Source organism: Streptomyces sp. NPDC001100, from assembly GCF_053598575.1.
This window is the reverse complement of sequence record NZ_JBSFKO010000024.1, coordinates 99,726-112,857: the sequence shown is the minus strand read 5'-3', so window position 1 is coordinate 112,857 and position 13,132 is coordinate 99,726. Positions and strand designations below refer to the sequence as shown.

Here is a 13,132-nt window from a genome sequence, read left to right as displayed (position 1 = left end):
GTTCCCGTTTCGCCGTGACTCAGACCAGGTCCGCCGCCAGGTTCGCGATGTTGGTGAGCAGCGCCGTGCCGCTCCGGGAGTGGTCGTAGCCGGCGAGCGGGTAGCCGTTGCTCAGACAGGCGAAGGACAGGCCGGACTCCGGGTCCATGAAGCCGAGTTGGTAGGCGGCGCCCGCGCTGCCGAAGAGCGACGGCGAGCCGGTGGACGGGAGTTGGCTACCTGCGTCCGGACCAGCCACCGTCACGAACAGACCCATGCTGGTACGTCGACTGCCGCCGCCCCCGTAATTCTGCTCCCCGCAAGGGAGTCGGGTCAGCCGGATCCGGGTGCCCTCAGCCACCGCCTCCGGCTTCCACAGGCCCGAGTGCTCCAGTGCCTGGAAATACAGGGCGACATCGGCGGCGGTGGCCACCAGGGCGTGGCTGGGCTCGCCGGCCGCCAGGACACGGGGGTCGGCGAGGTACCACGGTCCCCAGGGGTCGGGTTCCTGGGTGTCGTCCGTGCGGTCGGTGGCGATCATCGGGGCGACGGTGCCGGGCTGTTTGTCGACCGGGACGCCGAGTTCGATCGAGGTGAGGCCCAGCGGCCGGGCGATCCGCTCGTGGAGGTAGTCGGCGAAGGGCAGTCCTGTGCGCCGCTCGACGATCTCGGCGATCAGCCAGGCGGCGGCGGTGAGATGGAACTGGAAGCGGGTGCCCGGCGGGGTGTCTAGCCGCCAGCGCCCGAAGGCGGCGAGCCGCTGCTCGCGGTCCAGCATCTTCGGGTAGCCGAGGGGGGCGAAGGGGAAGCCTGCGGTGTGCGTGAGCACCTGCTCGACGGTCACCGTCTCCTTACCGTTCGGCGCGAACTCCGGGATGATCGCGGCGACTTGCTCGTCCAGGTGCAGGAGTCCCTCACCGAGCAGCTTCCACACGACACCGGCGACGATCGACCGCCCGACGGACTGCAGGACGTACCGAGTGTCCGGGCCGGCGTCTCCCCAGGTCTGGAGCGCCACCAGGCGACCGCCCCGCGCGACGGCGACCTGCGCCGACGGCAACGGTCCGTGCTCGACCTCCAGACGGATGCGGCGCAGCAGGACGTCCAGCCGGTACGGGTCCACCCCAACGCTCTCAGGGGCGACGACGGAGTGGTCAGTCACGTGTTTCTCCTTGGCCGGGCTCGCGCAGCCGCTGCCGTACGACCTTGCCGTTGGCGTTGCGTGGCAGGTGGTCCACGAACCACCAGCGGACGGGGACCTTGAATCCGGACAGCCGGGTGCGGGCGTGTGCCCTGAGCGAGGTGGTCTCGGGCGGGGAATCGGGGTCGGCCGGCACGACGAAGGCGACGACGGTCTGGCCGAGCCGTTCGTCGGGGGCGCCCGTGACAGCGACGTCCGCGACGCCGGGGTGTGCGGCCAGGACGGTCTCGACCTCCAGCGGGTGGACGTTCTCGCCACCCCTGATGATCATGTCGGTGCCGCGGCCGTACAGATAGAGGTAGCCGTCCTCGCCCACTCGGCCCAAGTCGCCGCTGTGCAGCCAGCCTTCGGCGTCGATCCGGAAGAAATGGTCGGCGCGGGCGTGGATCTCGCCGACGCCGTCCAGCCCGGTGTCCCGCACCCGCAGCTCGACGCCGGGGGCGGGCCGTCCCACGGACCGCAGCAGTTCGGTGCGGCCGGCGACTGCCTCCCGGTGGTCCTCGGGGGTGAGCACGCTGATGGGTGAACCCTCGGTCTGCCCGAACATGTTGAGCATGCGGACGCCGGGCATCGCCTCGTACGTCCGCCGCAGGGTGCCGGGGCGGACCGGCGCGCCGCCGTACTGCAGGACCCGCAGCGTCTCGTGGTGTGCCTGGCCTGCCGTCAGCAGGGTCTCCAGCATCGCCGGGACCATGCTGGTGTGAGTGACACCGAGTGTGCGCAGCAGGGCCCAGCCCTCGACGGTGAAGCGGGGCAGGCCGGTGATCAGCGCGCCCGCGGCCAGGGCGACGGCGATGTTGCCGAGGCCGGCGATGTGGTGGAAGGGGGCGCTGCCCCCGTAGAAACTGTCCGGATCGAGCGCGCAGAGGCGGCCGTTGACGCGGGCGCGGGCGGCCAGGCGCCGTTGGGTCATGGGGACGGGTTTGGGGAGGCCTGTCGTGCCGGAGGTGTGCAGGACGACGGCGAGGTCGTCCGGCTCGGCGGTCAACGGCCTTGTACTCGGGCGGAGTTCGGGGACGACGACGGAGCGGCGGCCGGACAGCTTGGCGACCTGTTCGCCGAGTTCGGCGAACTCGGGCTGTGCGAGAAGGAGTTGAGCCCCCGACGCCTCGACCACGGCCACGATCTCGTACGGCGTCATGCGGACGCCGAGCGGGGCGAGCGGGTGGCCGGACCCGGCGCCGCCGATGACCAGCGCAAGGGCGTCGGCAGAGGTGGCGGCCAGGGCGGGTACCGGGGCGCCGGGGTCGAGGCCGAGGGTGTCCAGCCAGTCGGCGGCGCCGGCCGCCCGGTCGAGGAGTTCGTGTCCGGTCCAGGTGAGGTCCCCGAACCGGACGGCGGGACGGGAGTGGTCGTAGGCGGCGAGCACGGTCGCCGTCCAGGTGAACTCCGCCTCGCCACCCACCGGGTCAGGGCTCCAGTAGGGCCGAAGCGGTGCCGGTGACCACCTCGGCGCCGTCCTGGGTGACGGTTCGCAGTGAGAAGTGGGCGACCGGGCCGTCCGGCGTGTCCTCGACCGACTCGACGGTCGCCGTGGCGGTCAGGGTGTCGCCGGGCCACACCTGGGCCTTGAAGCGCACCCCGAAGGTCAGCAGCGCCTCGACGCCGACCCAGTCGGTCAGGACGCGTCCCGTCATGCCCATCGTGAGCATGCCGTGGGCGAAGACACCGGGGTAGCCCGCGACCTCGGTGGCGAACATCTCGTCGGTGTGCAGCGGGTTGAAGTCGCCGGACGCGCCCGCGTATTGGACGATCCGGGTGCGCTTGAGGTCGTCGACCAGCACGCTCTCGCGGGTCTCGCCGACCTTGACGTCATCGACGCTCAGGGTCATCGGGCGTCCTTCCGGGTTGCGGGACCTTCGGGTACGACGGCCACGGTGAGGGCGCTGACGACCGGTTCGCCGTCGGCGTCGCGGTACTCGGTGATGCGTTCGCTGAACAGCAGCAGTCCGGTGCGGCCCTGCTTCTCCCAGCTGCGGCCGGTGACAGTGGTGGCGTACAGGGTCTCCCCCGCGCGCACCGGCCTGTGGTACGTGAAGTGCTGCTCGGCGTGCAGCCCGCCACCGCCCTCCGGCATCACACCGGGCTCGGCGCCGGACCCGAACCACTCCTCCCCCGGCTTGGGCCGCAGCCGGTAGTCAGGATCGTGGTGGGCGCTCGCCATGGTGAAGGTGGGCGGCGCGAGCGCGCTCTCGCCGACGTAGGCCGGGTTCTCGTCGCCGATGGCCCGGGCGAACATCAGGATGTGCCCGGCCTCGACCGGGAAGGGCTGCCCTGTCATCTTCCTTCTCCTCGGTCAGTGCACACAGAAGCGGTCTTTCTCCTCGGTCAGTACGGCAGGAACGCGTCGCGGGTGGCCTCGTCCGGGTCGAAGTCCGGGGGCAGTCCCTCGAACTTGGGCTCCCGTTTCTCCACGAAGCTGGCCACGCCTTCGCGGAAGTCCGGCGAGCCCGCGAAGAACTCCATGGCGGAGTAGGAGCGGGCGAGCGCTTCAGTGAAGGGCCGGTCGAGGTCGCCGTAGACCTGATGGCGTACGACGGCCATGGCGCGCGGTGAGCAGTTGCGGGCGATGTCGCGGGCGTAGGCGCGGGCCGCGTCGAGCAGGTCCTCCGGCTCCACCACCCGGCTGACGAGGCCGAGTTGCTTCGCCTCGTCGGCGTCGAAGACGCGGCCGGACAGAAGGAGGTCGAGGGCGTTCTCCAGGCCGATGACGCGCGGCAGCACGTAGGGGAGGTTGTACTCGCCGGCGAGGCCGCGGCGGGTGAAGGCGGTGGTGAAGCGGGCGCCTCGGGCGGCGAAGCGTACGTCGCAGATCAGGGCCTGGACCAGGCCGATGCCCGCGCAGGCGCCGTTGACGGCCGCGATGAGCGGCTTGGGCATGTTCCGCCTGCTGTACATGGGCACGCGGGCCTGGAGGTTGAGGGACTGGCCCGGCTGCGCGTTCTGTTCCAGCCGCTGGACGTCCATGCCGGGGCAGAACGCCCGGCCGGCGCCCGTGATGATCACGACGCGGACGGCGGGGTCGGCGGCTGCCTCGTCCAGGAGGGCGAAGAAGCGGTTCTCCATGGGGAGGCTCCACGCGTTCTTGCGCTCGGGCCGGTTGAGGGTGACGGTGGCGACACCGTCCTCGTCGACCTCGTAGAGCACCAGGTCCCGGTCGGATTCGTCGGGCATCGCGTCACTCCTCGGTCAGCGGTTCGATGGCGTCGATGGGCTGGATGGGGTGGATGGGTTCGCCGATGCCCGGGCGCTCCCCGGAGATCGTCACCACCACCTGCCCCCGGGCGCAGACAATCCCGTCGGTCATCACGTCGACGTCGGCGAAGTGCAGCCTGCGGCCCCGGCGGACGCAGCGCGCGTAGGCGACGGCCTCCGGGCCCCGGGCGGGCGCGAGGTACTGCACCGACATCGAGACGGTGCTGAGCAGGCTCCCCTTCTGGAAGTCGTGCCCGGCGATCACGGCTCCCGCGCCAGCGGTGTCGATGAGCGCGGAGATCACTCCTCCGTGGAAGACGCCTTCGTGGGCGGAAAGGGCCTCGACGTAGGGAAGGACGACCTCCACGCCGTCGGGGTCCCAGCGGACCATGCGCAGACGACAGAGGCGGTTGAACGCGACGCCGCGCTCCCAGCGGGACCGGAACCACTCGCGGCGTGCGCGCTGTTCCTGGTCGGTGAGGGTCCTCGCCGCGACGGTCATCCGCACGCCCTCCGGTCTCGGCCGGTAGCCGATCCATATAGTTACATGAATTGGATAGTTGAAGCAATCACCCGAGGCGCAGCCGGGGCGCCAGATGTATTATTTATATAACTCATTCGATGCCTGTGAACAGAGGGAGCCCACGATGCCGTCGACCGCCCTGGCCGGGATCCGCGTCCTCGACCTGTCCCGCATCCTGGCCGCACCACTGGCCACCCAGATGCTGGCCGACCTCGGCGCGGAGGTCATCAAGGTCGAGCGGCCGGGCACCGGCGACGACTCACGGACGTACGGTCCGCCGTTCGCCCCCGGAACGGACACCGCGGCCTTCTACCTCTCCTGCAACCGCAACAAGCGATCCGTGACGGTCAATCACGCCACCGCCGAGGGACAGGAGTTGATCCGCTCGCTCGCCGCCCGCTCGGACGTCCTGGTGGAGAACTTCCGCGCGGGAACGCTGGCGAAGTACGGCCTCGACCACGAGAGCCTGCTGACGCTCAACCCGCGCCTGGTCTACCTGTCCGTCACCGGCTTCGGTCAGACCGGTCCCTATGCCGGGCGCCCCGGCTACGACGGCATCTTCCAGGCCATGTCCGGGATGATGAGCGTCTCCGGACACCCCGACGAGCCGATGAAGGTCGGCGTCAGCATGGTCGACATCCTCACCGGCCTGTACGCCTCGACGGCCGTCCTGGCGGCGCTGCGGCACCGGGACGCCACCGGCGAGGGCCAGTTCGTCGACCTCTCCCTGCTGGACTGCGGGCTGGCCTCGCTGTCGCACTTCGCGATGAACTACCTGGTCTCCGGGGAGGTTCCACGCCGGCGCGGCAACGGCGGCTACGGCGGAATCCCCTCCCAGGCCTTCCACTGCGCGGACAAGCCGCTCTTCCTCGTCGCGGGCAACGACAAGCAGTTCGCCGCGTTCTGCGCGGCGGCCGACCGCACCGACCTGCTCCAGGACCCCCGGTTCGCCACCACCTCTGCCCGGATCACCCACCGGGAGGAGATCCTGCCGGTACTCGAAGCCATCATGCGCACCCGGACCCGGGACGACTGGCTGACCCTGCTGGACGAACACGACGTGCCGGCGGGCCCGTTCAACGAGATGCCCGAGGTCTTCTCCGACCCCCAGATCCAGCACCGGGGGATGCTGGTCGAGGTCGACGATCCGGTGTCGGGCCGACTGCCCCTGCTCGCCAATCCGATACGGCTCACGGCGACCCCGGTCGGGGGCTACGCCCCACCGCCCACGCTGGGCGAACACACCGCCGAAGTCCTGTGCGGGCTCGCCGGGGTGACGGAGGATCAGCTCGGAGGACTGCGCGCGCGAGGTGTCGTCTAGCGACGTCACCCGATGAGGGTCCGGCCGCCCTCCAACATCAGCGTCGCACCCGTCAGATAGGCCATGTCGTCGCTCACCAGCGCGGCCACCGCCCTGCCGATGTCCGCCTCCGGCGCGCCGAGTCGGCCCAACGGGATCTCCCTGGCCAGCTCCTCCGCCTTTCCCGGATGCGCGGCCAGATAGTCCTCCGCCGCCGGGCTGAGCGCGGCCGGGCAGACGACGTTCACGCGAATCCCGTACGGCCCCCATTCCCGCGCGGCGACCCGGCTCAGCCCACGGATCGCCTCCTTGGCCATGGCGTACGCAGCGAAGGTCGCCTCGCCCTGAACGGCTGCAGAGGAACCTAGGTTGACGACACTGCCCCGGCTCTCTCTCAGGTGGGGCAGGGCCGCCTGCATTGCGTGGAACACGGCCAACGGCCCACTGCGGTAGGTGAGTTCGACATCGTCGTACGACGTCTTCTCCAGCCGGCGCTGCACCGAGGACTGGGCGTTGTTGACGAGCACGTCGAGGCCGCCGAACTCCCGTACCGTCTCGGCCACCATCCGGTCGACGTCGTCGCGCTCCCCCACGTCCCCGACCACGGTGTACGCCCGCCCGCCGCGCTCGGCGATCTCCCCGGCGGTGTCCTTCAGCTTGCTCTCGGTGCGGCCGGTGATGACCACGGCCGCGCCCTCGACCGCGAGCGCCAGGGCGATACCTCGGCCCACGCCCTGACCTCCGCCGGTGATCAAAGCCGTCCTGCCTGACAACCGTGCCATCACGTCTCCTTCCAGAAGGCCGTCCACGTGGGGAAGGCCTCGGGCAGCGCCGGTTCTCCCGCGCCTTCCCAACCGTTGAAGCCGACCGCCTGCGGGCGGTCGGTCACGTCGGCCGCGTACCAGTGCTGTTCGCGGCGCCGGGAGAAGTACCAGTCGCCGTCCACGCGCGCGTAGTCGTCGAAGTAGCAGATCGACATCACGATCCACCGGTCCCCCACCTCGTGCTCGGCGCGGCAGTAGACCGCGCCGGTCGCGGCGTCGCGGCCGGTGAACTCGATGCGGTGGCCGCAGATTTGATGCACCGAACGGTGGAAGCCGCGCACGAGGGGCTCGATGTGCTGCCGCAGGACCTGCCGTCCCCTGCCATGGCGCCCCATGTCGACGTCGGGGCGGAAGCAGTCGACCCAGGCATCCAGGTCGCGGGAATCGACGGCCAGGGCGTAGCGGATGGGCAGTTGCTGGATGGCCTGGTGGGACTCGACACGGTCGAGGCGGTCCTCAACCGACGTCATGGCCGCGGCTCCTTGGGCAGACCGAGGAGCTGCTCCCCGATGATGTTGCGCTGGATCTCGCTCGAACCGCCGTAGATCGTCTCCGCCAGGGAGAGCAGGAACGAGCGCTGCCGCGTGTCGAGTGCGTAGTCCTCGCCGACGATCTGCCCGGCGGGTCCGGCCAACTCCATGGCCAGGTGGCCGAGTTGCTGGTGGCGTGTCGAGGCGTAGAGCTTCGCGGTGGTGGCCTGGGCGCCGGGTGTGCGGCCCGCGGTCAGTTCCGCGAGGGTGCGCAGGTTGGTGGTGCGCATGATGCGTACGGAGATCCAGGCGTCCAGGATCCGGCGGCGCAGCATGGGGTCGTCGAGGGCGCTGCGCGCGCGGGCCAGTTCGATCAGAGCCTCGGCCTCCCGCTCGAAGCCGAGTTGCTGGGGCAGCAGGGTGGTGCCGCGTTCGATGCCGAGGGTGGCCATCGCGGTGCGCCAGCCCTGGCCGACCTCGCCCACGGCCATGTCCGCGCCGGTGCGCGCGTCGGAGAGGAAGACCTCGGCGAACTCGTCCTGGCCGGCGAGGTTGCGGATGGGGCGGATCTCCACGCCGGGTTGATCGGTCGGGAGGAGCAGCAGGGTCAGGCCTTTGTGGCGCCTGGAGTCGGCGTCGGTGCGGGTGAGGACGTAGAGCCAGTCGGCGTGGATGCCGAACGAGGTCCACACCTTCTGTCCGTTGACCACCCACTGGTCGCCGTCGCGCTCGGCGCGGGTGCGGACGGAGGCCAGGTCTGAGCCCGCGCCGGGTTCGCTGAAGCCCTGTCCCCACAGTTCCTCGACGGCGAGGATCGGGGGCAGGAAGCGCTTCTTCTGGGCCTCGTCGCCCATCGCGAGGAGCATCGGGCCGAGCAGGTCGAGGGCATTGACGGTGGCGCGGTAGGGGGCGTTCGCGCGGGCGTACTCGTACTCGAAGACGATCTCCTCGATCAGTCCGAGGCCGCGTCCGCCGTACTCCTTCGGCCAGGCCACGCCCAGCCAGTTCCCGGCCGACAGCTCGCGGTCCCAGGCCAGGCGTACGTCCCAGGCCGCGCCGTCGGTGGGGCCGCCCACGCCCCGGTGCTCGGCGAACTCCCCCACGAGGTGGTCCGCGAACCAGTCCCGCAGTTCGTCGCGGAAGTCGCGTACGGCGGGCCCGAAGTCCACTTCCATGTCTGCTTCTCCTGGGTGTCAGATGCCGAGCCGGGCGGCGAGCAGTTCCCGGTGGTACGCGGGTGTGCCGAGCAGTACTTCGGAGCTCTTCGCCCGCTTCAGGTAGAGGTGCGCGGGGTGCTCCCAGGTGAAGCCGATGCCGCCGTGCACCTGGATGCTGTCGCCGGCGACCTTGGTGAAGGCCTCCGAGCAGAAGGCCTGGGCGAGGGCCGCCGCGACGGCGATCTCCGTCTCGTCGCCGGCGTCAAGGGCCCACAGTCCGGCGTACGCGGCCGAGCGGGCGGACTCGATCTCGACGAGCATGTCGGCGCACTTGTGCTTGACGCCCTGGAACGAGCCGATGGGACGGCCGTACTGCTCGCGGATCTTGGCGTACGCGACCGCCGCGTCCAGCGCCGCCGCCGCTCCCCCGGCCTGTTCGGCTGCCAGAAGGACGGCGGCCGTGGCAAGGGTGCGTTCGAGCGCGGGCCAGGCCGTGCCGTCGGTGCCCAGCAGGCGGGCGGGGGTGTCCGTGAAGGTGATGCGGGCCTGTTTGCGGGTCTGGTCGAGGGTGGGGAGGGGGGTGCGGGTGAGGCCCGGTGCGTCGGCGGTCTCGACCGCGAAGAAGCTGACGCCGACGGGGGTGCGGGCGGCGACCAGGAGCAGGTCGGCGAGGTGCCCGTCGGGGACGTAGGTCTTCGCGCCCGTGAGCCGCCAACTGCCCGCTTCCTCGCGGGCGTTGAGGTGGATGCCCGGCTCGTCCCAGCGCCCGTCGTCCTCGGTGAGGGCGAGCGTGGCCACCGTCTCGCCGGCGGCGATGCCCGGGAGCAGTTCGGCGCGGGCGGCCTCGTCGTCGCAGCGCAGCAGCGCCTCGGCGGCCAGTGCGACGGTGGCGAAGTACGGGGCGCACAGCAGGGCGCGGCCCGTCTCCTCGAAGACGACGCCGAGGTCGACGTAGCCGAAGCCGGAGCCGCCGTACTCCTCCGGTACGGCGAGCCCCTGGAGTCCGATCTCCGTGGCCATCCGTCGCCAGATCCACGGGTCGTGTCCGCGCGGGTCGGCGGCCAGGCGGCGCACGTCGGCCTCGGTGGCGTGCCGGGTGAGGAACGACCGTACAACCGTGCGCAGTTCGTCCTGTTCCTCGCTGAAGGTGAGATCCATGCCGAGCTTCCCGTCCTCGGTGCGCCCGTGTGCCGGACGCTTGCCGCACACCTCTCGATACAGTTAGATAATTATAGTATCCGCACTGAATACACCAGGAGCGCGACGTGACCGATCCCTACGCCCCGTTCACGAGCCTGACCTTCGAACGGCCCGCGCCCGGTGTGCTGCGCATCGTGCTCGACGCGCCGAACCTCAACGCCGTCGATCCGCGCATGCACGGCGAGCTGGCCGACATCTGGCCGGTCGTCGACCGGGACGAGGAGACCCGCACGGTACTGGTCCAGGGGGCCGGCAGGGCCTTCTCGGCCGGCGGGACCTTCGACTCCATCGAGGCCATGACCCAGGACTACGCCGTGCGCGCCCGGACGATGCGGGAGGCGCGGGACATGGTCTACGGGGTGATCAACTGCTCGAAGCCGGTGGTCTCCGCGATCCACGGCCCGGCGGTCGGGGCGGGGCTGGTCATCGGCATGCTGGCGGACATCTCGATCGCCGGACGCAAAGCGAAGATCGTCGACGGGCACACGCGGCTCGGGGTGGCGGCCGGTGACCACGCGGCGATCTGCTGGCCGCTGCTGTGCGGGATGGCCAAGGCCAAGTACTACCTGCTGACCTGCGAGGCGCTGACCGGCGAGGAGGCCGAGCGGATCGGCCTGGTGTCGAAGTGCGTGGACGACGAGGACGTGCACGCCGAGGGGCTGCGGGTGGCGACCCTCCTGGCCGCCGGGCCCGCCAGCGCGCTGAGCTGGACCAAGCGGTCCCTCAACCACTGGTACCGCACGGCTCAGCCGCTCTTCGAGGCCTCGCTGGGGCTGGAGTTCTTCGGATTCGGCGGGCACGAGGTCGTCGAGGGACTCGCCGCCCACCGCGAGAAGCGCGCCCCGGACTTCGAGGGCGTGGGCGGCAAGCACCCGATCGACCTGTGACCCACGGACGCACGAGGCACGAGGAGCGCGCGATGACGGCAAAGCACACCCGCACCGAAATCCCCCCGCTGGTGAAGGGGTTGACCTTCGAGGAGATGCCGGTCGGGCAGGTCTTCCGCACCGCCCGCCGCACGGTCACCGAGACCGACCTCGTCAACTTCGTCACCTGGGGCGGCTTCAACGAGCCGCTCTTCTGGGACGCCTCGCACGCGGCCGACGGCGGCTACACCGGACGGCTGGTCCCGGGCGCGCTGACGTACTGCATCGCCGAGGGACTCGTCCTGCAGACGAACGTGCTGCACGGCACGGGCCTGGCCTTCCTGCACATGGAACTGACCGTGCGGGGACCGGTCTACGTCGGCGACACGCTGTACGCCGTCGTGGAGACCACCGGCTCCCGGCCGTCCGGCAAGCCCGGCCGGGGCGTGGTGACCAGCCGCATCACCGTACGCAACCAGCGGGACGAGGACGTGCTCGTCTACACGCCGGTACGGCTGATCCGGGGCCGGGACTACGAGGCTCCGACACGCTGATCCCGCGGGCTGGGCGGCACCAGCGTCAGCCCGGCCGCCGTATCCGGCGCCTCGGGACCGGCGAAGGCTCCGGCCCGCAGCCAGTCCGAGGGCATCGGCGGGCGCGGCGGCGGCTCGTGGTCGGGGACGGCCATCGCGTAGAGGCGGGTGTAGCGGAACTTCGCCTCCAGGTTGTCGAGCACCGACCAGTACTCGTAGCCGCAGACGTCCACACCGCGCTCGATGACCCGGCCCAGCCAGGACAGCCGGGCGCGCAGCAGGGACCGGCGGCGGGCGTCGTCGCTGTGGCCGGTCTCGTCGACGAGGTCCAGGTCGCCCATGCCGTTGTCCACGACGGACAGCGGCGGCAGCAGGTCGCCGTAGAGATCGTGGAGGTCCGCGACGGCGTCGGCCAGGCCCTCGGGGAGGATGGGCCAGCCGTACGCCGTCGTCTCCACGTCGTCGAACGGGACGACCGCGAAGCCCAGGCCCACCAGCAGGCGGTTGACCTCGTTGAGCCTGCTCTGGCACTTGTCGGCCGGCAGGGCGCGGGCGAGGTTCTCCGGTGCGGTGACGCGGAACGGGGTGTGCCAGGACAGACCGAGCAGGTCCTGCGGGGTGGCGATGACGTCCAGGTCTCCGGGGCGCACACAGCCGGTGTCCTCGATCGGTACGACGTCGTCCTCGGTCACCATGTGCTCGCCGAGCAGCAGGGGGTCGAGGAAGAGACGGTTGGTCCAGCTCAGCAGGCGGTCCAGGGCGAGCCGGTCGAAGGGGTCCTCGGTGGCCGCGTAGCCGCCGACGAGAGTGACCGTGGTACCGATCCGGCCGCTCACGCCGGCGGCGCGGAGCGCGCGGGTCGCGAGTCCGTTGGCGAGCAGGATGTGGTGGACCGCGGGCAGGCCGGCGCGGCCGATGCCCCGGCCCGGGGTGTACATCCCGGCCACATGGTCGGCGAGAGTGGGTCCGGCCAAGTCGGTGGAGGTGATCCAGCGGGTGACGCGGTCGCCGTAGCGACGGCCCAGCTCGGCGGCGTAGGCGGCGAAGTGCTCGGCGGTGTCGCGCTCCAGCCATCCCCCGCGCTCCTCCAGCCAGCACGGCAGTGACCGGTCGAAGAGAGTCAGACAAGGGCGCAGGCCGAGTGCGAGCAGGGAGTCGAGTTCGCGGTCGCAGCGGTCCAGGGCCGCGTGGTCCCAGCTGCCGGGGCCGTCGGGCTGGAGCAGCGGCCATCCGGCGACCATCCGGTGGGTGTCGGGCGTGACGCCGACCAGCTGCCGGATGTCGTCGGTCCACTGCCGGAAGTGCCCCGCGCGTTCCGGCGGAGGGGGCGGCGGGGCCGCGATGGCGTCCGCGGTGGCGACTCCCCAGTCGACACCGTGGAAAGAATCGTGCAGGAAACCATCGCTCATGGTCACCGTCCCGGGCGGAATAGCTAACGCATTCAACTGAATGCCCGCCGTCCGGACGCTAACACTTCGGGGATACGACGACAATGTTTCGGACAGATCTCATCGGTTCGTCAAAGTGTCGGGGCGAGGTCGGCCCGTATCCGGAGCGGGGCCGGAGGGGCGCCGGGCCATGGCCATGATCGCCGGTCGAGGTTGCGGGAGAGCAGGGCCGAGCTATCGACGATCCGCAGGCCGGCGATACCGCGCACGCGCGGCCGGATGTCCACAAGGTCGTCGCCGGCCGGACATGCCGGGCGGGTTCCGGCTGCGTGGCGGCCGCGGCGGACGTGATCGAGGGCCGCCGCGATGATCTCCTGCTCGTCGCGCACGGTTGGATCGGGGGACGTTTCGGCCATGATCGGAACGGTCCCGAAGACCTGAGTCCTACGGCGCGTGAGGGCGCGCCAGGCGGTACAGCGGCCCATCCACACCTGAC

Annotated in this window: 15 protein-coding genes; 3 read left to right on the top strand and 12 right to left on the bottom strand. The window is 70.9% G+C overall.

What is annotated here, in order from left to right:
* Nucleotides 1-19 precede the first annotated feature (19 nt).
* Genes ACWDEW_RS30755 through ACWDEW_RS30730 form a run of 6 tightly spaced genes read right to left on the bottom strand, consistent with a single transcriptional unit; the run spans nt 20 to nt 4,877 of the window.
* The gene (locus tag ACWDEW_RS30755; protein ID WP_450516940.1) at nt 20-1,141 is read right to left on the bottom strand and encodes a serine hydrolase domain-containing protein; all 1,122 of its coding nucleotides are present in this window, start codon (nt 1,139-1,141) and stop codon (nt 20-22) included.
* Nucleotides 1,134-2,585 (bottom strand): class I adenylate-forming enzyme family protein, encoded by a 1,452-nt coding sequence (locus ACWDEW_RS30750; protein WP_450516938.1) that lies wholly within the window; start codon nt 2,583-2,585, stop codon nt 1,134-1,136. Before ACWDEW_RS30750 ends, ACWDEW_RS30755 begins: the two co-directional genes overlap by 8 nt.
* 4 nt (nt 2,586-2,589) lie before the next feature.
* Nucleotides 2,590-3,012 carry a MaoC/PaaZ C-terminal domain-containing protein gene (locus ACWDEW_RS30745; RefSeq protein WP_450516936.1) on the bottom strand — a complete coding sequence of 141 codons (423 nt, stop codon included), beginning with the start codon at nt 3,010-3,012 and terminating at the stop codon, nt 2,590-2,592.
* Nucleotides 3,009-3,461 carry an FAS1-like dehydratase domain-containing protein gene (locus ACWDEW_RS30740; RefSeq protein ID WP_450516934.1) on the bottom strand — a complete coding sequence of 151 codons (453 nt, stop codon included), beginning with the start codon at nt 3,459-3,461 and terminating at the stop codon, nt 3,009-3,011. Before ACWDEW_RS30740 ends, ACWDEW_RS30745 begins: the two co-directional genes overlap by 4 nt.
* Before the next feature lie 47 nt (nt 3,462-3,508).
* Nucleotides 3,509-4,354 (bottom strand): enoyl-CoA hydratase-related protein, encoded by an 846-nt coding sequence (locus ACWDEW_RS30735; RefSeq protein ID WP_450516932.1) that lies wholly within the window; start codon nt 4,352-4,354, stop codon nt 3,509-3,511.
* Between the two features lie 4 nt (nt 4,355-4,358).
* Nucleotides 4,359-4,877 carry a PaaI family thioesterase gene (locus tag ACWDEW_RS30730; RefSeq protein ID WP_450516930.1) on the bottom strand — a complete coding sequence of 173 codons (519 nt, stop codon included), beginning with the start codon at nt 4,875-4,877 and terminating at the stop codon, nt 4,359-4,361.
* Nucleotides 4,878-5,022: 145 nt separating this feature from the next.
* Between ACWDEW_RS30730 and ACWDEW_RS30725 the strand changes: the two genes are divergently transcribed.
* Nucleotides 5,023-6,219: a CaiB/BaiF CoA transferase family protein gene (locus ACWDEW_RS30725; protein ID WP_450516928.1), complete on the top strand. Its 1,197-nt coding sequence runs from the start codon at nt 5,023-5,025 to the stop codon at nt 6,217-6,219.
* A gap of 5 nt (nt 6,220-6,224) precedes the next feature.
* Here ACWDEW_RS30725 and ACWDEW_RS30720 read toward each other — a convergent pair whose 3' ends face one another.
* The 4 genes from ACWDEW_RS30720 to ACWDEW_RS30705 are packed head-to-tail and all read right to left on the bottom strand — an operon-like array spanning nt 6,225 to nt 9,807.
* A complete protein-coding gene (locus ACWDEW_RS30720) occupies nt 6,225-6,980 on the bottom strand; it encodes an SDR family NAD(P)-dependent oxidoreductase (protein WP_450516926.1) in 756 nt (251 codons plus the stop codon).
* Complete coding sequence (locus ACWDEW_RS30715) at nt 6,980-7,492, bottom strand: nuclear transport factor 2 family protein (protein WP_450516924.1); 513 nt, start codon at nt 7,490-7,492, stop codon at nt 6,980-6,982. The genes ACWDEW_RS30720 and ACWDEW_RS30715 overlap by 1 nt, the downstream gene beginning before the upstream one ends.
* Nucleotides 7,489-8,667 (bottom strand): acyl-CoA dehydrogenase family protein, encoded by a 1,179-nt coding sequence (locus tag ACWDEW_RS30710; protein WP_450516922.1) that lies wholly within the window; start codon nt 8,665-8,667, stop codon nt 7,489-7,491. The genes ACWDEW_RS30715 and ACWDEW_RS30710 overlap by 4 nt, the downstream gene beginning before the upstream one ends.
* 18 nt (nt 8,668-8,685) lie before the next feature.
* Complete coding sequence (locus ACWDEW_RS30705; protein WP_450516921.1) at nt 8,686-9,807, bottom strand: acyl-CoA dehydrogenase family protein; 1,122 nt, start codon at nt 9,805-9,807, stop codon at nt 8,686-8,688.
* 107 nt (nt 9,808-9,914) lie between these two features.
* Between ACWDEW_RS30705 and ACWDEW_RS30700 the strand changes: the two genes are divergently transcribed.
* Together ACWDEW_RS30700 and ACWDEW_RS30695 are read left to right on the top strand one after the other, a co-directional pair.
* Nucleotides 9,915-10,736 (top strand): enoyl-CoA hydratase/isomerase family protein, encoded by an 822-nt coding sequence (locus ACWDEW_RS30700; protein ID WP_450516919.1) that lies wholly within the window; start codon nt 9,915-9,917, stop codon nt 10,734-10,736.
* Nucleotides 10,737-10,768: 32 nt separating this feature from the next.
* The gene (locus ACWDEW_RS30695) at nt 10,769-11,269 is read left to right on the top strand and encodes a MaoC/PaaZ C-terminal domain-containing protein (protein ID WP_450516917.1); all 501 of its coding nucleotides are present in this window, start codon (nt 10,769-10,771) and stop codon (nt 11,267-11,269) included.
* On the opposite strand, the gene ACWDEW_RS30690 is transcribed toward ACWDEW_RS30695, so the two are convergent.
* Nucleotides 11,248-12,657, bottom strand: coding sequence for a glycoside hydrolase family 1 protein (locus ACWDEW_RS30690; RefSeq protein WP_450516915.1), 1,410 nt, complete (start codon nt 12,655-12,657; stop codon nt 11,248-11,250). The two genes, ACWDEW_RS30695 and ACWDEW_RS30690, sit on opposite strands and share 22 nt — an antisense overlap.
* A gap of 110 nt (nt 12,658-12,767) precedes the next feature.
* Nucleotides 12,768-13,121 (bottom strand): GMC oxidoreductase, encoded by a 354-nt coding sequence (locus ACWDEW_RS30685; protein WP_450516913.1) that lies wholly within the window; start codon nt 13,119-13,121, stop codon nt 12,768-12,770.
* Nucleotides 13,122-13,132 lie beyond the last annotated feature (11 nt).